We start from the raw sequence: 26,702 nt of genomic DNA, 5'->3' as shown, positions 1-26,702 counted from the left end.
CCATGAGCCGACACACCCTCTCCGTGCTCGTCGAGGACAAGCCGGGCGTGCTGACCCGCGTGGCCGGGCTGTTCGCCCGCCGCGCCTTCAACATCGACTCGCTCGCCGTGGGACCCACGGAGCTCGAGGGCGTCTCCCGCATCACCGTGGTGGTGGAGGCCGAGGGCGAGCTGCTCGAGCAGGTCACGAAGCAGCTGAACAAGCTGATCAACGTCCTCAAGATCGTCGAGCTCACCCCCGAGTCGTCGGTGCAGCGTGACCACATCATGGTCAAGGTCCGTGCCGACGCCGCGACCCGTCTGCAGGTCACCCAAGCCGCAGACCTGTTCCGTGCCACCGTTGTCGACGTCTCCACCGAGTCGCTCGTCATCGAGGCCACCGGCGCCCCGGACAAGCTCCGGGCGCTGCTGGACGTCCTGGAGCCCTTCGGCGTCCGGGAGATCGTCCGGGCCGGTACGCTGGCCCTCGGACGTGGTCCGAAGTCGATGAGCGACCGCGCCCTGCGCCACTGACGCCCCCGGGCGGCGGTGGCCGCGGGCGCCGGCCCGCCGACACCCCTGAACCGTTCCCGCGGCGGTCCCACCGCCGCGCCCATCCACGCTGCAAGGAGACACCCCCATGGCAGAGATCTTCTACGACGACGACGCCGACCTCTCGATCATCCAGGACCGCTCCGTCGCCGTCATCGGCTACGGCTCCCAGGGCCACGCCCACGCGCTGAACCTGCGCGACTCCGGCGTCGACGTCCGGATCGGCCTGGCCGAGGGCTCCCGCTCCAAGGCCAAGGCCGAGGCCGAGGGCCTGCGGGTCCTCAGCGTCGAGGACGCCGCCAAGGAGGCCGACGTCATCATGATCCTGACGCCGGACCAGGTCCAGCGCCACGTCTACGCCGAGTCCATCGCCCCGAACCTCCAGGACGGCGACGCCCTCTTCTTCGCCCACGGCTTCAACATCCGCTTCGGCTACATCGAGGCCCCCGAGGGCGTCGACGTCGTCATGGTCGCCCCCAAGGGCCCCGGCCACACCGTGCGCCGCGAGTTCGAGGCCGGCCGCGCCGTGCCCGCCCTCGTCGCCGTGGAGAAGGACGCCTCCGGCAAGGCTCTCGAGCTGGGCCTGTCCTACGCCAAGGCCATCGGCGGCACCCGCGCCGGCGTCATCAAGACCACCTTCACCGAGGAGACCGAGTCCGACCTCTTCGGTGAGCAGGCCGTGCTGTGCGGCGGCATGTCCCACCTCGTCCAGTACGGCTTCGAGACCCTCACCGAGGCCGGCTACCAGCCGGAGATCGCCTACTTCGAGGTGCTCCACGAGCTCAAGCTGATCGTGGACCTCATGGTCGAGGGCGGCATCGCCAAGCAGCGCTGGTCCATCTCGGACACCGCCGAGTACGGCGACTACGTCTCCGGTCCCCGCGTGATCGGCCCCGCGGTCAAGGAGAACATGAAGGCCGTGCTGGCCGACATCCAGGACGGCACCTTCGCCAAGCGCTTCATCGAGGACCAGGACAACGGCGGCGCCGAGTTCAAGAAGCTGCGCGAGAAGGAGGAGTCCCACCCGATCGAGGTCACCGGCCGCGAGCTGCGCCGGCTCTTCGCCTGGACCTCGCCCGACGCGGACTACGTCGAGGGCACCGCGGCGCGCTGACCGGCCGCGCTCCCCGCACGACGACGCCGCGCCGTCCCCTCCCGGGGGCGGCGCGGCGTCGTCGTGCTCAGGCGGTGTCCGGGCGTGCTCAGGCCGTGCAGCGGGCCAGCACCTCGCGCGTGAACTCCTCGGTGCCGGCGCTCCCGCCCAGGTCGGCGGTGCGCACGCCGGCGGCCATGGCCTGCTCGAACGCCGCCTCCAGGGCGCGGGCCGCGTCGGGCTCCCCGAGGTGGTCCAGCATCATGGCGGCCGCCCACATCGTGCCCACGGGGTTGGCGACGCCCCGTCCCGCGATGTCGGGGGCGGAGCCGTGGACCGGCTCGAACATGGAGGGGTGGGCCTTCTCCGGGTTCAGGTTCGCGCTGGGGGCGACCCCGATGGACCCGGCGACCCCCGCCACGAGGTCGGAGAGGATGTCGCCGAAGAGGTTGGACGCCACCACCACGTCCACGCTGTGCGGCTTCAGCACCAGGCGCGCGGCCAGCGCGTCGATGAGCACCTTCTCGACCTGCACCTGCGGGTACCCGGCCACGACCTCGGCCACGACCTCGTCCCAGAACGGCATCGTGTGGATGATGCCGTTGGACTTGGTCGCCGAGACGAGCCGCCCGCCGCGGGTCCGGGCGAGCTCGGCCGCGTAGCGGGCCACGCGGGCGACCCCGGTCCGGGTGAACACCGACTCCTGGACGGCCATCTCCTCGGGGCGGCCGCGGTAGAGCCGGCCGCCGACCTCGGAGTACTCGCCCTCGACGTTCTCGCGCACGATGACCAGGTCCAGCTCGTCCACCCCGCGCAGGGGGGAGACCACCCCGGGCAGGATGCGGATGGGCCGCAGGTTCACGTACTGCAGGAACTCGCGGCGGATCGGGATGAGCAGCCCCCACAGCGTCACCTCGTCGGCGATGTCCGGGGCGCCCACGGCACCGAGCAGGATCGCGTCCCCGGTGGCCAGCGTCTCCAGCCCGTCCACGGGCATCATCCGCCCGTGCGCGCGGTACCGGTCCGAGCCCCAGTCGCGCTCGCGCCAGTCGATCCGGAACCCGTGCGCCTGCGCGACGGCGTCGGCGCAACGCATGGCCGCCGGGGTGACCTCCTGGCCGATGCCGTCGCCGGCGATGACGTCGACGGTGTAGCGGCGTGTGCTCTCCACGTGGTGCTCCTCCTGCTCGCTTCCCGGCCTCAGCCGCTGATCCCGGTGATACTGATCATCACGGGGATGATCGTGATGATGAGGATCGCGCCGAGGATGTCGAAGACGATGCCGGTGCGGATCATGCGGGTGATGGGCACGGCCCCGGTGCCGTAGACGATGGCGTTCTGCGGGGTGGAGACCGGGAGCATGAACCCGAAGGACGCCGCGAACGTGGCCGCGAGGGCCGGGACGAAGGGGTCGACCCCGATGGCCTGGCACAGCGGGATGACGATGGGCACGATCACCGCCGCCGAGGCGGTGTTGGAGGTGGTCTCCGAGATGAGGATGGCCAGCACCGCGGAGAACACGGTGATCGCCACGACGTTGGTGATGGCCAGGTTCTCGGCCGCGCCGGTGCCGATGGTCTCGGCCAGGCCGGTGGCGGCGAGCAGGGAGCCGAAGATGATGCCGGTGCCGAAGAGGATGATGGTGCCCCAGTCGATCTTCGCCGCGTCCGACCAGGTCAGGGTGGCCTCGCGCTTGGCCCAGTTGGTGGGCAGGACGAACAGCAGGGAGGCGCCGAGCACGGCGACGATGCCCTCGTCGAGGCGGTCGTCGAGGAAGATGTAGGCGGCCGAGTCGGTGCCGCCGATCAGGCTGGCCACGGCCGGCAGCAGCCACAGGGTCACGGTGATCCCGAAGGCGGTCAGGGTGTTGACCTCCGCCCGCGACATCGGGCCCTGGGTGGCCTTCTGCTCGCGGATGTACTCCTCCACGCCCTCGATCCGCCGCACCTCGGGCTTGTTGAGCAGGAACATGACCGCCGCCAGGACCACGAACATGGCCAGGCAGATGGGGAAGGCGGTGGCCATCCACTGGGCGAAGGAGATCCGGGTGCCGGTGGCCTCCTCGATCAGCCCGCGCCCGATGAGGTTCGGGGGCGAGCCCACCGGGGTGAGCAGCCCGCCGACGGAGGCGCCGTAGGCGAGCATCAGCAGCAGGGCCGCCCCCACGCGCAGGCGCAGCGGGTCGAAGTCGGCCTTGACGATCCCGCGGTCCTGCATCATCTGGGCGATCACCGCCAGGATGCCCAGGGCGGTGGGCATGAGCATCGCCACGGTCGCGGTGTTGGAGACGAAGGCCGAGAGCAGGCAGGTGATCACGCCGAAGGCGATGATGATGCGGTAGGTGGACTTGCCCACCCCGGGCAGGGAGAGCACGGCGAAGGCCAGGCGCTGGGCGATGCCGTGCTTGAGCATCGCCGCGGCGAGGATGAAGGCGCCGATGAAGGTGAAGATCGTGGTGGAGCCGAACGGGGCCAGCACGTCCGGGGCCGGGGCGACCCCGAGGATCACGATCGCGGCCACGCCCATGAGCCCGCCCACGGGGATGGGCACCGGCTCGGTGATCCACAGGATGATCACCCCCAGCAGCACCGCGGCCAGCAGGTGCTGGGTACGGTCCAGGTCCAGCGGCAGCAGCGCGAACAGGATCGCCGCCGCCGGGGCGAGGAAGAGCCCGGTGGTCTGGCGGGCGCGTTCGAACTTCTCCTCCCGCGGGGTCAGGGTCTGCTCGCTGAGGCTGCGGAACGTCTTGCCCCCCAGCAGGGCCGCGCGCACGTCGGTGCGAGGCGGTGCGGGTGTGCTGGGCGCTCCCGAGGGCGCCGGTTCCTGGATCTGCACGGTCCTGGTCCTTCCTCGTCGGATAGCACAACCATGCTCCTGTGAGCTGCGTCACGTCCAAGGTTTGTTGGCTACTGCACGGATAGGAAAAACCGATGGATCGTCGCACCGGCTCGGGCGGAGGTGGCCGGGCGCCCGTCGTCGCAGGTCACGGGCGCCCTCGCGGCCCGGACCGCGGCGGGCGGGCCCGTCGTCCGGGACCGTTCCGGCGGCCCCGGGGAATGTGCCATTGTGACGCGCTCGGGGGTCCGTGCCCGGGCGCGCCCGCCCGGCGGGCGGCTCAGGCCTGGCGCACCACGGGCAGGCCCTCGGAGGGCTGGACGATGACGAAGCCCGGGCCGTGGAAGGCGAGCTGGAACGCCTCGCCGGAGCCCCCGCGCAGCAGCGAGCCCATCGACAGGTCGTTCTTGATCCCCGGGGCCAGGTTCGCGGACCACGCCACGGCGGCCTGCGGATCCACGAACGTGGGCTGCTGCGAGCAGTCGAGGATCATCGGGGCGCCGTCGGCGCACAGGGCCAGCATGCCGTGGCCGGACAGCTCCAGGTTGAACAGCCCGCCGGCCATCAGCCCGGCCCCCTGGAGCCGGCGGATGTCCCAGCCCAGGGTGTCGTCGAAGGCGAGCAGGGCGTCGCTGCTGACCGTCAGGGCCTCGCCCTCGAGCAGCACGGTGAAGACGTTGCGGGCCTGCCGGGCGAAGAACACCTCGCCCTGGCCGGAGACGCGCATCATGGGGGCGTCCTCATTGGTGAGGACCTTCTTCATCAGCTTGCCGATGGACCCGGAGCCCTCGTGCCTGAACCCCATCTGCCCCTGGTAGGCGACCATCGCCCCCTTGGTGGCGACGACGTCGGGGCCCAGCCCCACCCGGAGCATGCGCTCCGACTGGAGCGTCCACCGCTCGTGGCTCTGGCGTTCGAAGTTGTCCTGGGCGAAGAGCTCGCTGCGCACGGTGGCCTCCTGGGATCGGGTGCACGCTGTCCCACCCATCGTGGCACTGCGGCCACGGCAAATGCGGGATCGGTAGAGTGGACGCCGTGACTTCTTCCGACCGCACCCCGTACTACATCACCACGGCCATTGCGTACCCCAACGGCGCCCCGCACATCGGGCACGCCTACGAGGCCATCGCGACCGACGTCATGGCCCGGTTCAAGCGGCTGGACGGCTTCGACGTCCGCTTCCTGACGGGCACCGACGAGCACGGGCAGAAGATGCAGCAGACCGCCGAGCAGGAGGGCCTCACCGCCCGGCAGCTCGCGGACCGCAACGCGGCGCGCTTCCGGGAGATGGACGACGCCCTCAACATCTCCTACGACCGGTTCATCCGCACCACGGACGACGACCACTACGCGGCGTCCGCGGCGCTGTGGCGGCGCATGGAGGAGGCCGGGGACATCTACCTCGGCAAGTACGCGGGCTGGTACTCGGTGCGCGACGAGGCCTACTACGCCGAGGACGAGACCGAGCTGCGCGAGGACGGCGCCCGCTACTCCACCGGCACCGGCACGGAGGTCACCTGGACCGAGGAGGAGTCCTACTTCTTCCGGCTCTCCGCCTACCAGGACCGGCTCCTGGCCCTCTACGAGCAGGAGGGCTTCGTCCTGCCCGAGACCCGCCGCAACGAGGTCGCCTCGTTCGTGCGCTCCGGGCTGGAGGACCTGTCGATCTCCCGCACCACGTTCGACTGGGGCGTGCCCGTGCCCGGCAACCCCGACCACGTGATGTACGTGTGGGTGGACGCCCTGACCAACTACCTCACCGGCGCGGGCTTCCCGGACACCGGCTCCGAGCTGTTCCGCACCTACTGGCCGGCCGACGCCCACGTCATCGGCAAGGACATCGCCCGCTTCCACGCCGTGTACTGGCCGGCGTTCCTCATGTCCGCCGGCCTGCCCCTGCCCAAGCGGGTCTTCGCCCACGGGTTCCTGTTCAACCAGGGCGAGAAGATGTCGAAGTCCGTGGGCAACGTCATCGACCCGCACGCCCTCGTCGCCGAGTACGGCCTCGACCCGCTGCGCTTCTTCCTGCTCCGCGAGGTGCCCTTCGGCCAGGACGGCAGCTACTCCCACGACGGGATCCGCAACCGGATCAACTCCGACCTCGCGAACGACCTCGGCAACCTCGCCCAGCGCTCGCTGTCCATGGTCGCCAAGAACTGCGAGGGCCGGGTACCCGCGCCGGGGGAGCTCACCGCCGAGGACCGCGCCCTGCTCGACGCCGCGGCCGGGCTCTACGCACCGGTGCGCGCCGAGTTCGACGAGCAGCAGTTCCACCGCGCGCTCGAGCTCGTCTGGAAGGTGGTCGCCGAGACCAACCGGTACTTCAGCGCGATGGAGCCGTGGAAGCTGCGCAGGACCGACCCCGAGCGCATGGCCACGGTCCTGTGGGTGACGCTCGAGGTCGTGCGGGTCGTGGGCATCCTCGTCCAGGCGGTCATGCCCGGCTCCGCGGCCCGGCTGCTCGACGTCCTCGGCCAGCCCGAGGGAGAGGCCCGCCTGTTCGCCGCGCTGGGCACGCCCATCGCCGCGGGCACCGAGCTGCCGAAGCCCGCGCCGGTCTTCCCGCGCTACGAGGAGCCCGCCGTGCTGCAGGCCTGAGCCGGGCACGCCCGGCTGTCCGGGATGTGAGACGTCCGTCCGGTGCGTGGATAGGACCGTGACGGCGCTCATATCCTGGCGGAATGAGCGACTCGACACCCGCAGCAGCCCCCACCCACCTGAGCATCGCCGTCGTGCCCGGCGACGGGATCGGCCCGGAGGTCGTGGCCGAGGCCGAGAAGGTCCTCGACGCCGTGACCTCCGGCGCCGGTCTCACCGTGGAGAAGCGCCGGTTCGGGCTCGGCGCCCAGCACTGGCTCGAGACGGGGGAGACCCTCACCGAGCAGACGCTCGAGGAGCTGCGGGCCTGCGACGCCATCCTCTTCGGCGCGGTCGGCGCCGCCCCGGGCGACCAGCGGGTGCCCTCCGGGATCATCGAGCGCGACGTCCTGCTGAAGATGCGCTTCAGCCTGGACCACTTCGTGAACCTCCGCCCGTCGAAGCTGTTCCCGGGCACCACGAGCCCGCTGGCCCGGCCGGGGGAGATCGACTTCGTGGTGGTCCGCGAGGGCACCGAGGGCCCCTACGCCGGCAACGGCGGGCGGTTGCGCGCGGGCACCGACGCCGAGATCGCCACCGAGGTCTCCCTCAACACCGCCTACGGGGTGCGCCGGCTCGTGCGCTACGCCTTCGAGCTCGCCGCCCGGCGGGAGCGCCGGAAGCTGACCCTGGTGCACAAGCACAACGTGCTCGTCAACGCCGGGCGGCTCTACGCCCGCCTCGTCGAGGAGATCGGCGCGGAGTACCCGCAGGTGGCCGTCGACTACCTGCACGTGGACGCCGCCACGATCTTCCTCACCACCGACCCCTCGCGCTTCGACGTCATCGTCACCGACAACCTCTTCGGCGACATCCTCACCGACCTCGCCGGGGCCGTCAGCGGCGGGATCGGCCTCGCCCCGGCCGGCAACATCAACGCCGACCGCACCGCCCCGTCGATGTTCGAGCCCGTCCACGGCTCGGCACCCGACATCGCGGGGCAGCAGAAGGCGAACCCGGTCGCCGCGATCCTGGCCGCCGCCATGATGCTCGACCACCTGGGCCACCCCGAGCTCGCCGCCCGCGTCGAGGCCGCCGTGGAGCAGGACCTCGCCGAGCACGGCCACGAGGAGCGCACCACGGCGCAGATCGGCGACGGCGTCCTCGCGGCCCTGCGCTGAGCCCCGGGCGGGCCGCCGCCCCGGGCCCCTCCGCGTCCCCGCCGCGCCGCACGGTGCGGCGGGGATAGGCTGGAGCACGAACCATCCGCCCGCCCCGCGTGCCGGTCGCCACGGGGTCGACCCCGCAGGGAGACGCAGTGACCACACAGCCCACCACCTTCGCCCACAACCTCAACCCGGACCCCGTCCCGGAGGAGGTCAGGGCGGCCGTCCTCGCCGACCCGGGCTTCGGCACGAACTTCTCCGACCACATGGTGAAGATCGACTGGTTCGGCGACGTCGTCGCCGGCACGGGCCGCTGGAGCGACGCGCGGATCGAGCCGTACGGGCCGCTGGTGCTGGACCCGGCCGCCGCGGTCCTCCACTACGGCCAGGAGATCTTCGAGGGGCTCAAGGCGTACCGGCACGCGGACGGGTCCGTGTGGACCTTCCGGCCCGAGGCCAACGCCGCCCGGCTCAACCGCTCCGCCCGCCGGCTGGCGCTGCCGGAGCTGCCCGAGGAGATGTTCCTGGACTCCCTCCGGGAGCTCGTGTCCGTGGACGAGCAGTGGGTCCCCGACGGGGAGGGCGAGTCCCTCTACCTGCGCCCCTTCATGATCGCCACGGAGGCGTTCCTCGGCGTGCGCCCGTCCCGGCAGGTGCTGTACTCGGTGATCGCCTCCCCGGCGGGCAACTACTTCGGCGGCCCCGTCAAGCCGGTGGACATCTGGCTCTCCCGCAACTGGGCCCGCGCGGGCCGCGGCGGCACCGGCGCCGCCAAGTGCGGCGGGAACTACGCGGCCTCCCTTATCGCGCAGATCGAGGGCGACACCCACGGCTGCCAGCAGGTGATGTTCCTGGACCACGACCGCGGGGACGCCGTCGAGGAGCTGGGCGGGATGAACGTCTTCTTCGTCTACGACGACGGCACGCTCGTGACCCCGGAGCTCACCGGCACCATCCTCGAGGGCGTCACCCGCAGCTCCATCATCCAGCTCGCCAAGGACCGGGGAATGGCCGTCGAGGAGCGCCGCTTCGCCCTGGACGAGTGGCGCGAGGGCTGGCAGAGCGGGCGGATCACCGAGGCGTTCGCCTGCGGCACCGCCGCCGTGATCACCCCGATCGGCCGGCTCCTGTCCACCGAGGGGACCATCGGCGACGAGGGGGCCCGTCCCGGCGAGGTCACCATGGACATCCGCAAGCAGCTGCTGGACATCCAGACCGGCCGCGCCGAGGACCCCCACGGCTGGCTCACCCGCCTCGTCTGAGCCGCACCCCCCGCGCGGCCCCGCCCCGGGGCCGCGCGGGGCCGTGCGGACCGTGGGATAGCCTGGACCCATGCGTATTGCCAGGTTCACGGTCGACAACGAGATCCACTTCGGCGCGGTGCAGGGCGGGCCGGGAGCGGAGACCCTCACCGTCCTCGCGGGCGACCCCTTCTACACCGGGATCCACCCCACCGAACAGGTCCACGACCTCGCCGACGTCCGCCTCCTGGCCCCCGTGATCCCGCGCTCCAAGATCGTGTGCGTCGGGCGCAACTATGCCGACCACGCCGCCGAGCTGGGCAACGAGCTGCCCACCTCCCCGCTGCTGTTCCTCAAGCCCAACACCGCCGTCGCCGGGCCGGGCGACCCCGTGACGCTGCCCTCCTGGACCGAGGAGGTCTCCTACGAGGCCGAGCTCGCCGTCGTCATCGGGCGGATGTGCAAGGACGTCCCCGTGGAGCGGGTGCCCGAGGTCGTCTTCGGCTACACCGGCGCCAACGACCTCACCGGCCGCGACGTCCAGCGGACGGACGGGCAGTGGGCCCGCGCCAAGGGCTTCGACGGCGCCTGCCCGCTCGGGCCCTGGATCGAGACCCAGCTCGACACCTCGGCGCTCGCCGTGCGCAGCCGCGTCAACGGCGAGACGAAACAGGACGGCAGCACCCGGGACATGGTCTTCGACGTCCCCTTCCTCGTCTCCTACATCTCCCAGGCGTTCACCCTCCTGCCCGGCGACGTGATCCTCACGGGCACGCCGGCCGGCGTCGGCATCGTCGACGAGGGCGACCGCATCGAGGTGGAGGTCGAGGGCATCGGCGTGCTGCCCACCGTCCTGCGCCGCTGACCCGGACCCCACGACACCCCACCACACCCACGAACTCCACGAAAGAGCCATGACTGCAGAGCCCCTCACCCCGGCCGCCTCCGACCCCGACGCCACCCCGGTGCGCGTGCGCTTCTGCCCGTCCCCGACGGGCACGCCCCACGTCGGGCTGATCCGCACCGCCCTGTTCAACTGGGCCCACGCCCGCCACACCGGCGGCACCATGGTGTTCCGCGTGGAGGACACCGACACGGCGCGCGACTCGGAGGAGAGCTACCAGCAGCTGCTCGAGGCGCTGCGCTGGCTGGGCATCGACTGGGACGAGGGCGTCGAGACGGGCGGGCCCCACGGGCCGTACCGGCAGTCCCAGCGCCTGGACCTGTACCGGGACGTCGCCCGGAAGCTGCTCGAGCACGGCGCCGTCTACGAGTCCTGGTCCACCCCCGAGGAGGTCGAGGCCCGCCACCGGGCGGCCGGGCGCGACCCCAAGCTGGGCTACGACAACTTCGACCGCGACCTCACCGAGGAGCAGGTGGCGGCGTACCGGGCGGAGGGCCGCGAGCCCGTCCTGCGCTTCCGCATGCCGGACGAGGACATCGTGGTGGAGGACCTGATCCGGGGGGAGATCGTCTTCAAGGCCGGGTCCGTCCCGGACTACGTGGTGGTGCGCGCCAACGGCCAGCCGCTCTACACCCTCACCAACCCCGTGGACGACGCCCTCATGGAGATCACCCAGGTGCTGCGCGGGGAGGACCTCCTCTCCTCGACGCCCCGGCAGCTCGCGCTGTTCCGGGTGCTCGTGGAGATCGGCGTCGCCCAGTACGTCCCCGCGTACGGGCACCTGCCCTACGTCATGGGGGAGGGCAACAAGAAGCTGTCCAAGCGGGACCCGGAGTCGAGCCTCTTCCACCTGCGGGACAGCGGCTTCATCGCCGAGGGCCTGCTCAACTACCTCGCCCTGCTCGGCTGGTCCCTGTCCGCGGACGAGGACGTCTTCACCGTCGAGCAGCTCGTCGCGAACTTCGACGTGCGCCACGTCCTGGCCAACCCGGCGCGCTTCGACCTCAAGAAGGCGACCGCCATCAACGGCACCCACGTCCGCAGGCTCGACCCGCGTGACTTCCGCGACCGGCTGGTCCCGTACCTGCAGGCCGCGGGCGTGCTGGGGGAGAGCCTCGACGAGCGGGAGGAGGACATCCTCGACCGCGCGGCCCCGCTGGTCCAGGAGCGGATGAACCTGCTCGGGGAGGCCCCCGAGCTGCTGTCCTTCCTCTTCGCGGCCGACGACGCGATCGAGGTGGCCGACGACGCCCGCAAGCAGCTCAAGGACTCCGCCGGCGACGTCCTGCGCGCCGCCCTGGGCGCCCTGGAGCCCCTCGAGGACTGGAGCGCCCCGGCCCTGGAGACCGCGCTGCGCGAGGCGATCGTGGACGGGTTGGGCATCAAGCCGCGCCTGGCCTTCGGCCCCGTGCGCACCGCCGTGTCCGGCCGGCGGATCTCCCCGCCGCTGTTCGAGTCCCTGGAGATCCTCGGGAAGGACTCCTCGCTCGCCCGCCTGCGGACGCTGGCCGCCGAGCTCGGCTGAGCGCCGGCACCGCCCGACGACGGCCCGGCCTCCCCTGCGCGGGGAGGCCGGGCCGTCGTCGTCGCCGGGCGGCGCCCCCTCCCGGAGCCGGCCACCGGAGGGGACGCCGCCCGGCAGCCGGTGGAGCACCGCCGCCGGTGGGGGACGACCCGATTTGCCGACCGCCCCCGGGACCGGTATAGTTCTTTTGCGTTGCGCCGGTCGGTGCGGGAGACCGCAGGGCCGGGGACGACAGTGGGATATGGTGTAATTGGCAACACTACGGTTTCTGGTACCGTCATTCTAGGTTCGAGTCCTGGTATCCCAGCGCTGCTCCACCTCCGGGTGGAGCTGCACCGATCGGTTCCTCCGGCACCCGCCGGGGCACCGGGCGACACGGCCCCATCGTATAGCGGCCTAGTACGCCGCCCTCTCACGGCGGTAACGCGGGTTCAAATCCCGCTGGGGTCACCACGAGAAGCCCCCGGACCACACGGTCCGGGGGCTTCTTCCATGGGTGCGGAGTGCTCGCCCCCCGCGGTCCGCGGAGTTCGGATCCGCCCCCGGAACCTGGTACAGTGTACGAGGCCGGTCGCGGGAAGCCGCGGACCGGCACGGCAGGGCCCCATCGTATAGCGGCCTAGTACGCCGCCCTCTCACGGCGGTAACGCGGGTTCAAATCCCGCTGGGGTCACCACGAGAAGCCCCCCGGACCACACGGTCCGGGGGGCTTCTTTCACCTCCGCACATCGACAAGCAGCCTTACTTCCTGGCTCCGCCCCTGTTAGCGTGGCAGGACAGTCCAGGACCGGCGCCGGGCCCCGTCGCCGACGAGCAAAGGAGCTGACGTGAGCGACACCCCTCAGCACGACGACCTCCCGCTTCCCGACTACGACCACCTGCCGACGGGCGTGCTCGCCACGCACGTGCGTGGTCTCGACGAGGCCGGAGTCGACCAGGTGCTGCGCTACGAGCGTGCGCACGGCAACCGGCTGCCGGTGGTCCAGCTCCTCGAGCGCCGCCTCGAGGAGCTGCGCTCCGGCGCCGAGCCGAGCGGTGTGTCCGCCGAGACCCCGGAGGCCACCCAGGGCGGGAAGGAATCGCCCGTCTCGCCCGCGACCTCCGGCCCGCCGATCAACCCGCCCTCCCACGGCACTCCCTTCAACCCGACCCAGCCCCGCTGACCCGGATCCGCCGACCCAGCCCCGCTGAGCCGGCCCTACGCCCCCCGACCATGCGCAGGCCCGGTCCCGCGCCCCTCCGATCCCCCGACAGGACGGCCATGCACCCCAGATCACTCGCCCGCGCCCACGGCGCGTTCAACATCCTCAGCGGCGCCTGGCCGCTCGTGCACATGCGCAGCTTCGAAGCGGTCTCCGGGCCGAAGGCCGACCGGTGGCTCGCGCGGACGGTGGCGGGCCTGCTCGTGGGCAACGGCGCCGTCCAGCTCTCCGCGGGGGCCTCCGCCGACGCGCTCGCACAGGCGCGGCGGATCGGACTGGGCACCTCGGCCACGCTGGGGGCCGTGGACGCCGTCTACGGCGGGACGGGCCGGATCAGCCGCGTCTACCTCCTCGACGGCCTCGTGCAGCTGGGGTGGCTCACCGCCTGGGCCGCCGCGCGCCGGCCCGACGGACGGAGCGCGCGATGAGGGAGGTCTACGACGTCGTCGTGGTCGGCGGAGGGCCCGCGGGCCTCGCCGGCGCCCTGTGCCTCGCCCGGGCCCGGCGCACCGTGCTGGTCGTGGACGCCGGGGCGCCGCGCAACGACCCGGCCGAGCACATGCACAACTACCTCGGGCGCGACGGGAACTCCCCGAAGGCACTGCTCGAGGACGGGCGCGCCGAGGTCGCCCGCTACGGCGGCGAGTGCGTGTCCGGCACGGTGGTCTCCGCCGAGGCCCTGAGCGGCTCCGAAGAGGCTCCCCGCTTCCGCGTGGAGCTCGCGGACGGCCGGTCCGTGTCGGCGCGCCGGCTGCTGCTGACGTCCGGGCTGGTGGACGAGCTCCCGGAGGTTCCCGGGGTGGCCGAGCGCTGGGGCAAGGACGTCGTCCACTGCCCCTACTGCCACGGCTGGGAGTGGCGGGACCAGCCGATGGCTGTCCTCGCGACCGCTCCCTCGGCGGTGCAGCAGGCCCTGCTGTTCCGGCAGTGGAGCGCCGACGTGACGTGGGTGCAGCACACCGCCCCCTGGCCGGACGACGAGGCGCTGGAGCAGCTGGCCGCCCGGGACATCGAGGTGGTCGCCGAGCGGGTCGCGGCCGTCGAGGCGGGCGAGGACGGGATCACCGGGCTGCGGCTGGCCTCGGGGGAGAGGGTGCCGTGCCGTGCGGTCGTCGTGGTCCCGCGCTTCACGGTGCGTTCGGACGTCGTCGCGGCACTGGGCCTGGACCTCGAGGAGGAACACAGCGACGGGCACGTGGACGGGACCTACGTTCCCTCCGCGCCCACCGGCGGCACCGAGGTCCCCGGGGTCTACGTGGCGGGCAACGTCACGGACCTGCACGCGCAGGTGCTCGCCGCCGCGGCGGCGGGGCTGAAGACGGCCACCGCCATCAACACCGATCTGATGGCCGAGGACCTCCGCCGTGCGGTGGACGACCGCCGAGCAGCTGGGCGATCGCGCGGGTGAGCAGCTCCTGGTCCGAGGGCGGGAGCCGCAGGCACCCGTGGAGGTAGGCGTCGACCTCCAGCTCGCCGACCTCGCTGCCCAGCGTGAAGCTGCGGAACCAGACCTCCCGGGGGGCGATCCCGGCCCGCCGCACGGCGCGGCACAGCACCCGGGCCCGGGCCGAGCCCTCGCCGTCGTCCGGTGTCTCGTCGCGCACGGTCGTCTCCTCGCCGTTGTCGTCCTGTGACCTCATGGTCCGGAAGCCCGGGTCCCCGAGGCAAACGGCCGTGCGTGAGGGAGCGCATTCCGTCCCTCCGGTGCGTCCTGCGGCCGCCGGCCGGCCCCTTCACCAGGCCCAGCGGCGCGCGGCCTCCTCGTGGGCCGGGGAGGGACCGTCCTCGGTGACCGCCGTGACGGCCGGGCGGCGGGTCAGGCGGTGCTCGGCCGTGGAGAGCAGCCGCCGGGTGCCGTTGCGGGCCTCCCGGATCCACAGCACGCCCAGTTCGGGGGCGGTCTGCTCCACGACGCCGGCCCAGAGCAGGGTCCGGTGCGACCAGACGTCGACCTCGTCGCCGGGGGAGAGGGCGGTCGGGTCGGGGATCTGGAGATCGAGGCGGTCGAGCACGGCGCACGTCCTTCGGGGGAGGGGGGCAGGAACAGGCCCAGGATGCCCCGACCACGTGACGGCGATGTTGCGGGACGGTTGCCTCCACATGTTTCCTCGGCGACCGGCGGTCCTCCCGGCGGCACGCCCCGTCCGGCTCGTCCGCCGGTCCGGGCTCCTCCCGGACCGGCGGACGGTGCGGGTCAGACCAGCGAGGCGTCCACGGTGATGTCCACGGCGAGCGCCTGGGAGACCGGGCAGCCGGACTTCGCCTCGTCCGCGAGGCGGGCGAAGTCCTCCGCGGAGACGTTCTCCACCTGCGCCCGGACGGTGAGCTTGACGCCCTTGATGCCCTCACCGGCCACGAAGGTGACCTCGGCGGAGGAGTCGAGCTGGGTGGGCGGGGTGCCGTTCTGCGCCAGGCCGTTGGACAGCGCCATGGAGTAGCACGTGGCGTGGGCGGCGGCGAGGAGCTCCTCGGGGCTGGTCTTGGCGCCGGGGCCCTCCTCCGCACGGGCCTTCCAGTCGACGCTGAACGGGCCCAGGCCCGAGCCGGACAGACCGGTGGTGCCCGAGCCGTTGAAGAGATCGCCGTTCCAGACGGTACTGGCCGTGCTGATGACGGGTTTGGGCATGGTTCCTCCTGAAGATCCACGGCAGGCGGGCGCTCCGCCTGCCGGCGCCGGGGGCGCTGCCTGCCACGGTAACCGATCAGGCTGCTGATGTGACGGCTGCGCCGTCCCGGGGAACCGGTCCCGGCGAGTCGGCCGCCCCGTCCTCCGGCCAACGTCACCCCGGATCCGGTATCGTGTTGTTCGAACACATCTTCGAACAACGCGACGTGGCGCCCGGCCAGGGGCCGCACCGGACGGTCTCAGGGGGCCGTGGGCGACGACACGAGGGCCCTCCCCGGTGGGTTCGGGAGGGCCGTCGGGAAGGGAGGGGCGATGGGCCTCGCCGGACGGCTGTCCTGGACCATGCTGCTCGTTGCCGGGCTGCTCGTCGCCGGCACGCTCTCGGTGGCCGTGACCTGGCTCAACGTGTCCCAGGGGCGCTGGGGCGCGCACTCGTGGGCGGTGCTCGGGGACGTCTGGAAGGTGGCCGCGGCCTTCATCCCGGCGGCCGTGGTCCTCGTGGCCTTCCAGGTCTACCGTGCCGACCAGTGGTGGAAGCGCGTGGAGTGGGCCCTCGACGCCGCGGCCGACGACGAGCACCCGGTGCGCCAGTTGGCCGGGCTCAAGGTCCTGAACGAGCTCAAGAAGCCCGGTTCGTGGCGGCCGCCCCCGCAGGACAGCGCGATGTTCCAGGCCGTGGGGGCCGCGATCGAGAAGCACGTGCGCGCGCAGTGGGGACGGGCCGACGACACCGGCGACGGCCCGGAGTAGAGTGGGGCCACGACCCGCCACGGGCGGGCGCGCGCGCACGAGAGGAGGGGGCCCATGAGCGACTTCGCCCAGCGGACCCCGGCCGGCTCCCTGACCTACCGGGCCGCCAAGAAGCGCCGCCGCCTGAAGGCGCTGCCGACGTCCTCCGCGGCGGGCGGGAGTGCCGCCGACCCCGTCGACGCCAAGGAGCTCCACACGGCCCGGACGAGCGACGGGGGTACCGTGCGGGTGGACTCGGAGCTGCGCAAGGAGATCATCGAGGAGGCGGCGCGGCTGGCCTCCGGGCACTGACCGGCCGGCACGAGGGGCCCTCCCGGGCGCGGGAGATGACCTCCGTCGTGGCAGGGCGGACCGTGCTCAGGCGGACAGGGTCGCGCCGAGCCCGTGGTGCTCCTCCGGCCCCCGGGCCGGGATCGGGCGGTGCATCACCACGGCCTCCAGCGGCCCCGCCGTCCGCTCCCGGTGCGCGCTGAGCAGCTGGAAGCCCTGCCGGCACCAGAACGTGCGGGCCTCGCGATGGCGGGCGATCACCGACAGCATCAGCTGGCGGCACCCCTGTGCCCGGGCGGCGTCCTGGGCGTGGGCGAGCAGGGCGGTGCCGATCCCTGCCCCGCGGCGTCCCGGACGGACCTGCAGCAGTCCGACGTAGCCGCTGGCCGGGGTCGGCCAGCGGGCCACCCAGTCCAGCAGCCCGACGAGCGTCCCGCCGGCGTCGAACGCTCCCACGAGAGCGTGGGCGGGGGCCCCGGCGCCGTAGGCGGCCGACGACAGGAGCGCGTCGGCGTCCTCGGGGACCGGCTCGCGGTCGAAGCAGATCCTCGTGTGCGCGGGGTCGCTCAGCAGGAACTCCGCGATCACCGCCCGGTCTCCGGCGGTCAGGGTGCGCATCGTCAACACCCGGAACAGGGTAGAGCATCCTCCTGAGAACGTCCGGCCGGCTCCCGCCGGGCGGACGGTACCGCCGCCGGGGCGGACGCGGCTCCGGGTGGGAGCCTCCGGGGGCCTCCCGCGGGGCGGGGGCTCAGGAGGCGGTGTCGAGCTCCAGCTCGGGCAGCGGCACGGGAAGGGCGGCGGAGCGGCGCCGCAGCACCTCCGCGCGCAGCCGGCGGCGGGCGTCCAGCGCGGACGCGGCGGCCTCCGCGGGCGCCTCCCGGGGAAGGAGGAGCTCCACGGCGCCGCGCAGGTGGTCCTCGTGCTCCACGGCCCGGCGCAGCAGGTCCACCGCGACCGGCTCCAGCTCGCGCACGCACGTGAGGTCCACGGTGACCGTGGCGTCCGGCAGCATCGTGCGCGCCCGGCGGAGCACGGGGTGCAGGCCCTGCTGGTTCATCGCGGTGAGCGCCCCCGTGACGTTGACGCGGACGAACTGGCCGTCGAGGTCCACCTCGACGAGGACGGAGATCTTGTTCACGGGGCTGCTCCTTCGGGGGGTGCGCGGCCGGGCGGCCGCGCGGCGGCCCGGGCGCGCAGCGGAACACTAAGCCCACTGCCTGCCGAGGCGCAGGAAAATACTAAGCCCCCTGTTGTTCCTTGTTCAAGTCCGGCCCGGCGGTGCCCGCCGAGCTCCCGTGCGGCCGGCGTCGCGGACCCTCCGTGCCGGCTCCAGGGGTGCGTGCGCCCCTCCCGGCCGGGTGGTCGTGGCGGGCGGGGCGAGGTGCTCCGGGGGTGCCGCCGCACCCTTGACTGATACCCCCAGGGGGTATAACTTCGGGGCAGTGCACCAGCTCCACCGACGACCGAGGGGCCCCCGATGACCACCCCGTCCCACTCCCGTCCCGAGCACGACGGCGGACACGCCGCCGACGCCGCCACCCACGGGCAGGCCATGCCCCACGACCACGCCCACTCGGGCCTCGACGAGGAGCGCCAGGTCCACGCCCACTGCCAGCACGCCGGGCACTCCACGGTGATGTTCAAGCACCGGTTCTGGCTCTCCCTCGCGCTGGCCGTTCCCGTGGTGTCCTTCAGTCCGATGCTCGCCCACCTGCTGGGCTACCACGTCCCCGTGTTCCCCGGGTCGGCCTGGATCCCCCCGGTCCTGGGCACCGTGATCTTCCTCCACGGCGGGGCCCCGTTCCTGCGCGGGGCGCTCACCGAGCTGAGGGCCCGCCGACCGGGCATGATGCTGCTGATCGCCATGGCCATCACCGTGGCCTTCGTCGCGTCCTGGGTCACCACGCTGGGCGTGGGCGGCTTCGACCTGGACTTCTGGTGGGAGCTGGCCCTGCTGATTGTCATCATGCTCCTGGGCCACTGGATGGAGATGCGCGCCCTGGGCGCCGCCTCCGGGGCCCTCGACGCCCTGGCCGCGCTGCTGCCCGACCGGGCCGACAAGGTCACCGACGCCGGCGTCGTCACCGTCCCGATCGCGGAGCTGGCGGTGGGCGACGTGGTCCTCATCCGCCCGGGGGCCCGCGTCCCGGCCGACGGGCAGGTCGTCGACGGCGAGGCCGAGTTCGACGAGTCCATGATCACGGGCGAGTCCCGGCCCGCCGGCCGCCGTCCCGGGGACACCGTGGTGGCCGGGACGGTGGCCACCGACAACTCCGTGCGCGTGCGGATCGGCGCCGTGGGCGCGGACACCGCGCTGGCCGGCATCCAGCGCATGGTCGCCGCCGCCCAGGAGTCCTCCTCCCGCGCCCAGGCCCTGGCCGACCGCGCCGCCGCGTGGCTGTTCTGGTTCGCCCTGGCGGCCGGTGCCGTCACCTTCCTGGTCTGGGTGCTGCTCGGCGACGTGGACGGCGCCGTCGTGCGCACCGTCACCGTCCTGGTCATCGCCTGCCCGCACGCCCTGGGGCTGGCCATCCCGCTGGTCATCGCCATCTCCACCGAGCGCGCGGCCCGGTCCGGCGTCCTGATCAAGGACCGCCTGGCGCTGGAGCGGATGCGCACGATCGACGTGGTGCTCTTCGACAAGACCGGCACCCTCACCGAGGGCCGGCACGCCGTCACCGGCGCGGCCGTCGTCCCCGGGGTCTCCGAGGCCGAGCTGCTGGCGCTGGCCGCCGCGGCCGAGGCCGACAGCGAGCACCCCGTCGCGCGCGCCGTCGTCACGGCCGCCGCCGGCCACCCCGGGGCCGCCCGGCAGGCCCGGCGCGGCGCCCGCTTCAGCTCCGTGACCGGCCGCGGCGTGCGCGCCGTCGTCGACGGGTCCGAGATCACCGTGGGCGGGCCCAACATGCTCCGCGAGCTGGGCGTGGAGATCCCCGCCGAGATCGCGGGCACGACCGGCGAGTGGGCCGGGCGCGGCGCCGGCGTGCTGCACGTCCTGCGCGACGGGCGCGTGATCGGTGCCCTGGCCCTGGAGGACGCGGTGCGCGAGGAGTCCCGCGCGGCCGTGACCGCCCTGCAGGACCGCGGCGTGCGGGTCGCCATGATCACCGGGGACGCCCGTCAGGTGGCCGAGGCCGTGGGGCGCGAGCTGGGCATCGACGAGGTCTTCGCCGAGGTCCTGCCGCGGGACAAGGATGCGGAGGTCGCGCAGCTCCAGCGCCGCGGGGCGACGGTCGCCATGGTCGGGGACGGCGTCAACGACGCCCCGGCGCTGGCCCGGGCGGAGGTCGGCATCGCCATCGGCGCCGGCACCGACGTGGCCGTGGAGTCCGCCGGGGTGGTCCTGGCCGGCAACGACCCCCGTGCCGTGCTGTCCATGATCGACCTCTCCCGGGCCAGCTACCGCAAGGCGGTCCAGAACCTGGGGTGGGCGGCGGGCTACAACGTCGTCGCCGTCCCCCTCGCCGCGGGAGCGCTGGCCCCGGCCGGGATCGTCCTCTCCCCGGCCGTCGGGGCCGTGCTGATGTCCTTGTCCACCATCGTCGTGGCGCTCAACGCCCAGCTGTTGCGCCGGATCGACCTCGACCCCGCCCGCCTCGCGCCCGCCGCCGCGGCGGAGCCGGCAGTCCGGGCCCACCGGAGCCCGACCCCGAGGAGGTGAGGAGGACCCCCGGCCCACGCCACCCGAGCTCCTCCTGGCCGCCCTCGCCCGGCCGCCGTCCCGGCCGGGGTGGTCCTGATCGGCGGTCGTCCGGGACGCACCGGCACCGCAGGGCCGGGGCGTCGTCACCGCAGGCTCACGGCCCCGGACGGTCCTCACCGGCCGGGGCCGTGGGCTGCGCCGTGAAGATCGACAGCAGCTCCCCGACCTCGTGCGCGGCGATCGCCGGGTGCCGGAACGGCCGGTGCCCGTCCACCGTGTAGTGGGTGCGCCGGCCCACGCGCCGCCGTGCCAGGTAGCCGGCCTCCTCCAGCTCCTTGAGGATCGCCAGCGTGGTCCGCACGGTGATCCCCACCCGCGCCGCGATGTCGCTGACCCGGGCGTCCTCGGCCTGCGCCACGGCCAGGAGGACGTGTCCGTGGTTCGTGAGGAACGTCCACGCCGGGCGCTGGACCGGCGGGGCGGCGTCGTGCTGGTCCGGGGTCATGGCGACCATTCTGCTCGCCCCGCGCCGTCCGCGCCCACCGCGCCGGCACCCATCGGGCCGATGGGCGGCGGTGGGGGCGGGGCGGGGCAGAGGTCAGCGGAGGTCTCCCCCGTGCTGTCGGTCCTGGTGCCGGCCGTCCCGCTCCGGGTGCGGGGGTCGGCGGCGGGGCCAGACGGGCTCCAGGGCGGCGTCCTCGGCGGCGGTGGCCACCCGGAAGGGCGGGTCGGACGGGGACGGCAGGGCGCGGCGGCCCGCACCGCGGGTGGCGGCCAGGCTGGCGAGGATGGAGACGGTGATGATCGTGGCGACCACCGCCAGGGAGATGCTGGTGGGGATGTAGAACACGTCGATCTTCAGCAGCATCTTGATCCCCACCCAGATCAGCACCAGGGCCAGCCCGATCTTGAGGTAGACGAACCGGTGGATCAGGTCCGCCAGCAGGAAGTACATCGCCCGTAGCCCCAGGATCGCGAAGGCGTTGGCGGTGAAGACCAGGAACACCTCCTCGGTGACGGCGAAGATCGCCGGGATGGAGTCCACGGCGAAGACCACGTCGGTGACCTCGATCAGCACCAGCACCGCCAGCAGCGGGGTGGCCAGCAGCACCCCGTCGCGGCGCACGAGCAGCCGCTGGCCGTGGTAGGCCTCGGTCATCGGCACGAACCGGCGGAAGCCGCGCAGCACCGTCGAGGCCTCGGGGTCCAGGTGCTGGTGGCGCTGACGGATCATCCGCCACCCGGTGTAGAGCAGGAACGCGGCGAAGACGTAGAGGATCCAGGAGAAGTGCTGGATCAGCACCGCCCCGGCGGCGATGAAGACCCCGCGCAGCACCAGCGCCCCGAGAACGCCCAGGAACAGCACCCGGTGCTGGAACGCCCGCGGCACGGCGAAGTGGCTGAAGACGATGGCCCACACGAACACGTTGTCCACGGCCAGGGACTTCTCGATCAGGTAGCCGGAGAAGTACTGCTGCCCGTACTCCGCCCCCCACCGCAGCCACACCAGCACCCCGAAGCCGACCCCGAAGGCCACCCACACCCCCGACCACACGGCCGCCTCGGCCACCCCGATCACGTGGGCGCGGCGGTGGGCGAACAGGTCCACGGCCAGCATCACCACGATGACCCCGACCACCGCGGCCCAGACCCACAACGGCACATCCATCACGAGAACCTCCCGATCGATCCGATCGGAGGTCTCTCCCGGCCCGCGGCGGGGCCCGCCCCGCCGGACCCCGCCCACGGGGCCGAAGTGACGGCGGAACGTCGGTGGGATACTCCCCTCCCTGTACCGAATAGTGAAGCGCAGTTCATGCTTTGCGTCAAGGGGTGCCGCGGGCGTCGTGGCCGGTGGCAGGGCCTCCACCGCGCTCGCCCGGCGTGCCCGGCGCCGCCGGGCCGGGCTCCCGGGCTCTTCACCGGCTGCACCACCGCCGGCGGTGTTCCCGGTGCTACGCTCCTCGTGAGTTGACCAGGCAGCTCGGCGATGACGACGGGCCCGTGGCAGGTGCCCGCCCCCACCGCTCTCCTCGAGCCCCGATGGTGGTGACGACCGTTCTCCAGTACCCGAACCCCGCGGGACCCCCTCCCGCGCTCTCGCCCACGGCCGGGCCCGAGGCCCCGCCCGCGGCGGGCCCCCTCCGCACCTTCGGGGTGGAGGAGGAGCTGCTCCTCGTGGACGCCGAGACCCTCGACCCGCTGGCCGTGAGCCGCCTCGTCGTGCGCCGCCACGCCGAGCGGGTGCGCGGGCGCGCTCCTGCCCCGCGGCACCAGGTCACCACGGAGCTGCAGCAGGAACAGCTCGAGGTGGCCGGGCCCCCGGTGACCCGGCTCGCCGACCAGATCACCGCCATCCGCCGGGGCCGTGCCCTCGCCGACGCCGCCGCCCGGGAGGTGGGCGCCCGCGTCGTCGCGCTCGCCTCCCCGGTCTCTACGGCCCTGCCGCACCTGGTGCCCGAGCCCCGCTACCGCCGGATCCAGGAGCGGTTCGGGCTGATCGCCGCCGAGCAGCTCACCTGCGGGTTCCACGTCCACGTGGGCGTGGCGGGCCCCGACGAGGGCGTGGCCGTGCTGGACCGGATCCGGCTCTGGCTGCCCGTCGTGCTGGGGCTCAGCGCCAACTCCCCGTTCTGGTACGGCCGGGAGACCGGGTTCAGCAGCTTCCGCTACCAGGCGTGGCTGCGCTGGCCCACCGCCGGGCCCACGGAGCGCTTCGGCTCCGCGGAGGAGTACGAGCGGCGCTGCGCCGCCCTCCTGCGCTCCGGCGTGCCGCTGGACCGGGGCATGCTCTACTTCGACGCCCGGCTCTCCGCCCGCTTTCCCACCGTGGAGGTCCGCATCGCGGACGTGTGCCTCGACGCCGAGCACGCCGGGGTGCTGGCGGCCCTGGTCCGGGCCCTCGTCGAGACCGCGGCCCGGCAGTGGCGGGCCGGCCTGCCCGCGGCGCCGGTCGGGGCCGCGCAGCTGAGCGCGTGGACGTGGCAGGCCAGCATGGCCGGACCCGACGGTCCGCTGGTCAGCCCCGCCTCCCAGGCTCCCGCCCCCGCCGGGGAGGTCGTCGCGGAACTGCTCGAGCACGTGCGCCCCGCCCTGGCGGCGAGCGGCGAGCAGCAGCACGTCGAGTCCGTGGTGGCGTCCGTCCTGCGGGACGGCAGCGGCGCCCGCCGCCAGCGGGAGGCCCGTGCCGCCCGGGGGGAGCCGCGCGACGTCGTGCACGCCGCCGTCGCGGCGACCCACCGCTGAGCGGTGCCCGGTGACCCGGCCACGGTCGTGACAGCGGCCGCCGGCGCACCGCCCCCGATCCCACCCCCGTTCCCGACCCTCCGTTCCCGACCCTCCGTTCCCGACCCTCCGTTCCCGACCCCGAGGAGAACACCGTGCCCCGACCCCCGGCGAAGCACCCCGCTCTGGCGAGGCGGCGCCTCGCCGTCGGCGCCCGCACCGTCGACATCCGCGGCACCTTCGACCGCGCCCGCCCGCCGGTCGTGCTCGTGCACGGCATCGGCGTGTCGGGGGAGTACTTCCTGCGCTTCGCCGACGTGCTCGCGGCCGACCACGACGTCTACGCGCTCGACCTGCCCGGCTACGGCACCACACCCCGGCCGGAGCGCCCGCTGGACGTCCAGGAGCTCGGCGAGATCACGGCCGGCACGATCGCCGCGCTGGGGCTGGACGCGCCCGTCGTCGTCGGCCACTCCATGGGCTGCCAGATCGTGGTGGACACCGTCAAGGACCACCCCGGACTGTGCGCGGGCTACGTGCTGATCGGGCCCACCGTGGACCCGGACGCGCGCACCGCCCTGGCCCAGGGCCGGCGGCTGCTGCAGGACACCCTGCGCGAGCCGCCGCCGACCAACGTCGTGATCTTCCGCAACTACCTCCGGATGGGACCGCTGCGCTACCTGCGCACCACGCGCCACATGCTGGCCGACCGGATCGAGGACGACATCCGCGGCTGCGCGGCGCCGGGGCTCGTGGTCCGCGGGGCCGACGACCCGATCGCCCCCCGGCCCTGGGCGCAGCGCCTGGCCCGCGCCGCGCCCGACGCCCGTTTCCTCGAGATCCCCGGCGGCGCCCACGCCGTCCAGCACACCCGACCCCAGGAGCTCGCCGCCGCATGCGCACCCTTCCTCGCCCTCCTCGCCGCCCGTCGCCCCGGGCCCCGCACGGACTTCCCGAGCGCCTCCTCGACCGGCTTCCCCGGCGCCTGACCGCAGGGGCCGCCGAGACCGGCAGCAACCTCGCCGCCTGGGCCCGGGACTACGCCTACGCCCTGCGCTGGCAGGCCGCCGGGCTCCTGCGCCGGCCGGACCCCCTCGGCTACCGCCGGGGCGCCCCGGACCGGCCGGCCGTCGTGCTCATCCCCGGCATCTACGAGAGCTGGACGTTCCTGCTGCCCGTGGCCGAGCTGCTGCGCGGGCACGGCTACGGGGTGCACGTCGTCGAGGACCTGAAGTACAACACCGGGACCATCGAGGAGATGGCCCGGCTCGTGGACCGCCACATCCGGGACGAGGGCATCGAGCGCTGCGTGCTCGTGGCCCACAGCAAGGGCGGGCTGATCGGCAAGCGGCTGCTGTCCCACCACAACGACGCGACCGCGATCCAGGGCCTCGTGGCGATCAACACCCCCTTCACCGGGTCCAAGCTCGCCTACCTGCTGCCCCTCCCGGCGATCCGCGTGTTCCTGCCGCACTCCCCGGAGCTCACCGAGCTCACGTCCAGCCGGCACGTGGACCAGCACATCGTGTCCATCTACGGCCGGTTCGATCCGCACATCCCCGGCGGCAGCAGGCTGGAGGGGGCGCGCAACGTGCAGCTGGAGACCCGCGGGCACTTCCTGCCGCTCAGCGACCCGCGCGTGCACGAGGCCGTCGTGGACGGCGTGCGGACGCTCTCGCGCTGAGCCCTCCGGGCGCTCCGGCGCCGGGACGGGCCCGTCCGACGTCCGAGGTGCCTGCTATTCTCGCGCCACCGTCCGTGCCTGCGCCTGAGGCCGGGAAAGCCGGGGCGGCGGACGACGTCGGAGGGATCGGTGGGACCGTGGGCGTGCTGGGGCTGTCGCCGTTCCAGGCGTGGGAGCTGGTGGTCTGGGTGCTCCTGATCGCCATCGTGGGGTGGGGCGCGGCCCGGGCCCTCGTGTGGTTCGTGCTGCGCTACGGGCAGGACACCCGGTGGGGGCGCAGGACGCGGACGCGGCTGGGCCTGCGCAGGGCGCGCGACGACCTGCTGGACCGCCATGCCCGCGGGGAGATCACCGAGGAGGAGTACCGGGAGCGGCTGCGGATCCTCGAGCAGGAGGGCCGGGCCGGTCAGTGAGCACGGGCAGCGCCGCGGCGGGGGCTGACGTGCGCCCAGCAGGCTGACAGACTGGGGGCGTTCGTGCCCCGCCCCGCCGGCGGGGCGAGACCGCCCGCGCAGAGGAGACAGCCATGTCCGACAACCCCAACCCGATCGAGCTGCAGAAGCACCTCGGCGGCCTGGACTACCCGGTCAGCAAGGAGGACGTCGTGCGGAAGGCCGAGGACTCCGGGGCCGGCGACACCGTGCTCGAGGCGCTGCGCAACCTCCCGGACAAGACCTTCGAGAAGCCCACGGACGTCACCGAGGCCGTCTTCAACCAGTAGGGCAGGACCCGTCCCCGGGGTCCCGTGCCGCGGACGCCCGCGGCGCGGGGCCCCGCCGTGCCCCGGGGCGGCGCGGGAGGAGGCCCGGGTGCGACGTCATCGTCGACGCTTCGGCGCCCGGGTCTTCACCCGGGGCGACCACCGGGCTACTGTCGGCGACGTGACCGCCGGAGCGCACCCGCGGGCCGCCGATCGCACCCCCCACCGCAGGGCCGGTGCCCGGGAACCGTCCCGGCGCCGCACGGACGAAGGAGCGGGACCATGACCCACGTGACAGCGATGCTCGAGGCCTACCCGAAGGACCTGGGCGGGGTGGACCGGGGCAAGCTGGCGGCCTGCATCGCCGCCTGCTTCGAGTGCGCCCAGACCTGCACCGCGTGCGCGGACGCGTGCCTGTCCGAGGACATGGTCGCCCAGCTGACCAAGTGCATCCGCACCAACCTGGACTGCGCGGATCTGTGCGAGGCGACCGGGCGGGTGCTGTCGAGGCACACCGGCTACGACGCGAACATCACGCTCTCGGCGGTGCAGGCGTGCTGGATGGCGTGCAAGGCCTGCGCCGACGAGTGCGAACGCCACGCGTCCATGCACGAGCACTGCCGGATCTGCGCCGAGGCCTGCCGGCGCTGCGAGGCCGCGTGCTCGGAGCTGGTCGACGCGCTGGGCTGAGCCCGGCGCCTCGCCACGGGCGGATCCCACGGCGCGCC

29 protein-coding genes and 3 tRNA genes are annotated in these 26,702 nt (G+C 73.5%); 22 read left to right on the top strand and 10 right to left on the bottom strand.

Annotation, left to right across the window (positions count from 1 at the left end; translation table 11 throughout):
• Nucleotides 1-2 precede the first annotated feature (2 nt).
• Both ilvN and ilvC read left to right on the top strand, forming a co-directional pair.
• Entirely contained in the window at nucleotides 3-512 is a 510-nt protein-coding gene (gene ilvN / locus M3185_RS01725; protein WP_251331947.1) for an acetolactate synthase small subunit, read from the top strand.
• 106 nt (nucleotides 513-618) lie between these two features.
• The gene (gene ilvC / locus M3185_RS01720) at nucleotides 619-1,644 is read left to right on the top strand and encodes a ketol-acid reductoisomerase (protein WP_251331946.1); all 1,026 of its coding nucleotides are present in this window, start codon (nucleotides 619-621) and stop codon (nucleotides 1,642-1,644) included.
• Between the two features lie 88 nt (nucleotides 1,645-1,732).
• Here the strand turns inward: ilvC and M3185_RS01715 are convergent, their stop codons facing one another.
• From M3185_RS01715 to M3185_RS01705, 3 genes are all read right to left on the bottom strand, one after another.
• Entirely contained in the window at nucleotides 1,733-2,794 is a 1,062-nt protein-coding gene (locus M3185_RS01715; protein ID WP_251331945.1) for a tartrate dehydrogenase, read from the bottom strand.
• Nucleotides 2,795-2,823: 29 nt separating this feature from the next.
• Nucleotides 2,824-4,458 (bottom strand): SLC13 family permease, encoded by a 1,635-nt coding sequence (locus M3185_RS01710; RefSeq protein WP_251331944.1) that lies wholly within the window; start codon nucleotides 4,456-4,458, stop codon nucleotides 2,824-2,826.
• A gap of 280 nt (nucleotides 4,459-4,738) precedes the next feature.
• Complete coding sequence (locus M3185_RS01705; RefSeq protein WP_251331943.1) at nucleotides 4,739-5,407, bottom strand: AIM24 family protein; 669 nt, start codon at nucleotides 5,405-5,407, stop codon at nucleotides 4,739-4,741.
• 86 nt (nucleotides 5,408-5,493) lie between these two features.
• Between M3185_RS01705 and metG the strand changes: the two genes are divergently transcribed.
• From metG to M3185_RS01650, 11 genes are all read left to right on the top strand, one after another.
• Entirely contained in the window at nucleotides 5,494-7,056 is a 1,563-nt protein-coding gene (gene metG / locus M3185_RS01700) for a methionine--tRNA ligase (protein WP_251331942.1), read from the top strand.
• A gap of 83 nt (nucleotides 7,057-7,139) precedes the next feature.
• A complete protein-coding gene (locus tag M3185_RS01695; RefSeq protein WP_251331941.1) occupies nucleotides 7,140-8,216 on the top strand; it encodes a 3-isopropylmalate dehydrogenase in 1,077 nt (358 codons plus the stop codon).
• A gap of 137 nt (nucleotides 8,217-8,353) precedes the next feature.
• Nucleotides 8,354-9,463, top strand: coding sequence for a branched-chain amino acid aminotransferase (locus tag M3185_RS01690; RefSeq protein WP_251331940.1), 1,110 nt, complete (start codon nucleotides 8,354-8,356; stop codon nucleotides 9,461-9,463).
• A gap of 70 nt (nucleotides 9,464-9,533) precedes the next feature.
• Complete coding sequence (locus tag M3185_RS01685) at nucleotides 9,534-10,307, top strand: fumarylacetoacetate hydrolase family protein (RefSeq protein ID WP_251331939.1); 774 nt, start codon at nucleotides 9,534-9,536, stop codon at nucleotides 10,305-10,307.
• 49 nt (nucleotides 10,308-10,356) lie between these two features.
• Nucleotides 10,357-11,871, top strand: a complete 1,515-nt coding sequence (gene gltX / locus M3185_RS01680; protein ID WP_251331938.1) for a glutamate--tRNA ligase — start codon at nucleotides 10,357-10,359, stop codon at nucleotides 11,869-11,871.
• A gap of 235 nt (nucleotides 11,872-12,106) precedes the next feature.
• A tRNA-Gln gene (locus M3185_RS01675) sits at nucleotides 12,107-12,178 on the top strand.
• Nucleotides 12,179-12,248: 70 nt separating this feature from the next.
• A tRNA-Glu gene (locus M3185_RS01670) sits at nucleotides 12,249-12,324 on the top strand.
• A gap of 147 nt (nucleotides 12,325-12,471) precedes the next feature.
• Nucleotides 12,472-12,547, top strand: a tRNA-Glu gene (locus M3185_RS01665).
• A gap of 151 nt (nucleotides 12,548-12,698) precedes the next feature.
• Nucleotides 12,699-13,034, top strand: a complete 336-nt coding sequence (locus M3185_RS01660) for a hypothetical protein (protein WP_251331937.1) — start codon at nucleotides 12,699-12,701, stop codon at nucleotides 13,032-13,034.
• A 98-nt stretch (nucleotides 13,035-13,132) separates the two neighbouring features.
• Nucleotides 13,133-13,501: a hypothetical protein gene (locus M3185_RS01655; RefSeq protein WP_251331936.1), complete on the top strand. Its 369-nt coding sequence runs from the start codon at nucleotides 13,133-13,135 to the stop codon at nucleotides 13,499-13,501.
• Nucleotides 13,498-14,481 carry an NAD(P)/FAD-dependent oxidoreductase gene (locus M3185_RS01650; RefSeq protein WP_251331935.1) on the top strand — a complete coding sequence of 328 codons (984 nt, stop codon included), beginning with the start codon at nucleotides 13,498-13,500 and terminating at the stop codon, nucleotides 14,479-14,481. Before M3185_RS01655 ends, M3185_RS01650 begins: the two co-directional genes overlap by 4 nt.
• Here the strand turns inward: M3185_RS01650 and M3185_RS01645 are convergent.
• The 3 genes from M3185_RS01645 to M3185_RS01635 all read right to left on the bottom strand — a co-directional run bounded on the left by M3185_RS01645 (nucleotide 14,405) and on the right by M3185_RS01635 (nucleotide 15,699).
• Complete coding sequence (locus M3185_RS01645; RefSeq protein ID WP_251331934.1) at nucleotides 14,405-14,713, bottom strand: hypothetical protein; 309 nt, start codon at nucleotides 14,711-14,713, stop codon at nucleotides 14,405-14,407. The two genes, M3185_RS01650 and M3185_RS01645, sit on opposite strands and share 77 nt — an antisense overlap.
• A gap of 93 nt (nucleotides 14,714-14,806) precedes the next feature.
• A complete protein-coding gene (locus M3185_RS01640; protein ID WP_251331933.1) occupies nucleotides 14,807-15,085 on the bottom strand; it encodes a hypothetical protein in 279 nt (92 codons plus the stop codon).
• Between the two features lie 182 nt (nucleotides 15,086-15,267).
• The gene (locus tag M3185_RS01635; RefSeq protein WP_251331932.1) at nucleotides 15,268-15,699 is read right to left on the bottom strand and encodes an OsmC family peroxiredoxin; all 432 of its coding nucleotides are present in this window, start codon (nucleotides 15,697-15,699) and stop codon (nucleotides 15,268-15,270) included.
• Between the two features lie 312 nt (nucleotides 15,700-16,011).
• On the opposite strand from M3185_RS01635, the gene M3185_RS01630 reads away from it, so the two are divergent.
• Both M3185_RS01630 and M3185_RS01625 read left to right on the top strand, forming a co-directional pair.
• Nucleotides 16,012-16,449 carry a hypothetical protein gene (locus M3185_RS01630; protein ID WP_251331931.1) on the top strand — a complete coding sequence of 146 codons (438 nt, stop codon included), beginning with the start codon at nucleotides 16,012-16,014 and terminating at the stop codon, nucleotides 16,447-16,449.
• A gap of 54 nt (nucleotides 16,450-16,503) precedes the next feature.
• A complete protein-coding gene (locus M3185_RS01625; RefSeq protein WP_251331930.1) occupies nucleotides 16,504-16,740 on the top strand; it encodes a hypothetical protein in 237 nt (78 codons plus the stop codon).
• A 66-nt stretch (nucleotides 16,741-16,806) separates the two neighbouring features.
• Here the strand turns inward: M3185_RS01625 and M3185_RS01620 are convergent, their stop codons facing one another.
• Both M3185_RS01620 and M3185_RS01615 read right to left on the bottom strand, forming a co-directional pair.
• Nucleotides 16,807-17,337, bottom strand: a complete 531-nt coding sequence (locus M3185_RS01620; RefSeq protein ID WP_251332076.1) for a GNAT family N-acetyltransferase — start codon at nucleotides 17,335-17,337, stop codon at nucleotides 16,807-16,809.
• A gap of 133 nt (nucleotides 17,338-17,470) precedes the next feature.
• The gene (locus M3185_RS01615) at nucleotides 17,471-17,860 is read right to left on the bottom strand and encodes a hypothetical protein (RefSeq protein ID WP_251331929.1); all 390 of its coding nucleotides are present in this window, start codon (nucleotides 17,858-17,860) and stop codon (nucleotides 17,471-17,473) included.
• 339 nt (nucleotides 17,861-18,199) lie between these two features.
• Between M3185_RS01615 and M3185_RS01610 the strand changes: the two genes are divergently transcribed.
• A complete protein-coding gene (locus tag M3185_RS01610) occupies nucleotides 18,200-20,383 on the top strand; it encodes a heavy metal translocating P-type ATPase (protein WP_251331928.1) in 2,184 nt (727 codons plus the stop codon).
• Between the two features lie 136 nt (nucleotides 20,384-20,519).
• On the opposite strand, the gene M3185_RS01605 is transcribed toward M3185_RS01610, so the two are convergent.
• Nucleotides 20,520-20,870, bottom strand: a complete 351-nt coding sequence (locus tag M3185_RS01605; RefSeq protein WP_251331927.1) for a helix-turn-helix transcriptional regulator — start codon at nucleotides 20,868-20,870, stop codon at nucleotides 20,520-20,522.
• Nucleotides 20,871-20,963: 93 nt separating this feature from the next.
• Nucleotides 20,964-22,034 (bottom strand): TerC family protein, encoded by a 1,071-nt coding sequence (locus tag M3185_RS01600; protein WP_251331926.1) that lies wholly within the window; start codon nucleotides 22,032-22,034, stop codon nucleotides 20,964-20,966.
• A 380-nt stretch (nucleotides 22,035-22,414) separates the two neighbouring features.
• Between M3185_RS01600 and M3185_RS01595 the strand changes: the two genes are divergently transcribed.
• The 6 genes from M3185_RS01595 (at nucleotide 22,415) to M3185_RS01570 (ending at nucleotide 26,664) form a co-directional block, all read left to right on the top strand.
• The gene (locus M3185_RS01595) at nucleotides 22,415-23,611 is read left to right on the top strand and encodes a glutamate--cysteine ligase (RefSeq protein ID WP_251331925.1); all 1,197 of its coding nucleotides are present in this window, start codon (nucleotides 22,415-22,417) and stop codon (nucleotides 23,609-23,611) included.
• A gap of 134 nt (nucleotides 23,612-23,745) precedes the next feature.
• Nucleotides 23,746-24,579, top strand: coding sequence for an alpha/beta fold hydrolase (locus tag M3185_RS01590; protein WP_251331924.1), 834 nt, complete (start codon nucleotides 23,746-23,748; stop codon nucleotides 24,577-24,579).
• Nucleotides 24,486-25,274: an alpha/beta hydrolase gene (locus M3185_RS01585; RefSeq protein ID WP_251331923.1), complete on the top strand. Its 789-nt coding sequence runs from the start codon at nucleotides 24,486-24,488 to the stop codon at nucleotides 25,272-25,274. Before M3185_RS01590 ends, M3185_RS01585 begins: the two co-directional genes overlap by 94 nt.
• A gap of 74 nt (nucleotides 25,275-25,348) precedes the next feature.
• Nucleotides 25,349-25,687 (top strand): SHOCT domain-containing protein, encoded by a 339-nt coding sequence (locus M3185_RS01580; RefSeq protein WP_251331922.1) that lies wholly within the window; start codon nucleotides 25,349-25,351, stop codon nucleotides 25,685-25,687.
• 113 nt (nucleotides 25,688-25,800) lie between these two features.
• Entirely contained in the window at nucleotides 25,801-25,995 is a 195-nt protein-coding gene (locus tag M3185_RS01575) for a DUF2795 domain-containing protein (protein ID WP_251331921.1), read from the top strand.
• A 261-nt stretch (nucleotides 25,996-26,256) separates the two neighbouring features.
• Nucleotides 26,257-26,664 carry a four-helix bundle copper-binding protein gene (locus tag M3185_RS01570; protein WP_251331920.1) on the top strand — a complete coding sequence of 136 codons (408 nt, stop codon included), beginning with the start codon at nucleotides 26,257-26,259 and terminating at the stop codon, nucleotides 26,662-26,664.
• The last annotated feature ends 38 nt before the right edge of the window (nucleotides 26,665-26,702 follow it).

Source organism: Kocuria rosea (genome assembly GCF_023715525.1).
Classification (GTDB): Bacteria; Actinomycetota; Actinomycetes; order Actinomycetales; family Micrococcaceae; genus Kocuria; species Kocuria rosea_A.
Note: the sequence above shows the minus strand (reverse complement) of the source record. Positions and strands in the feature narration are given on the sequence as shown.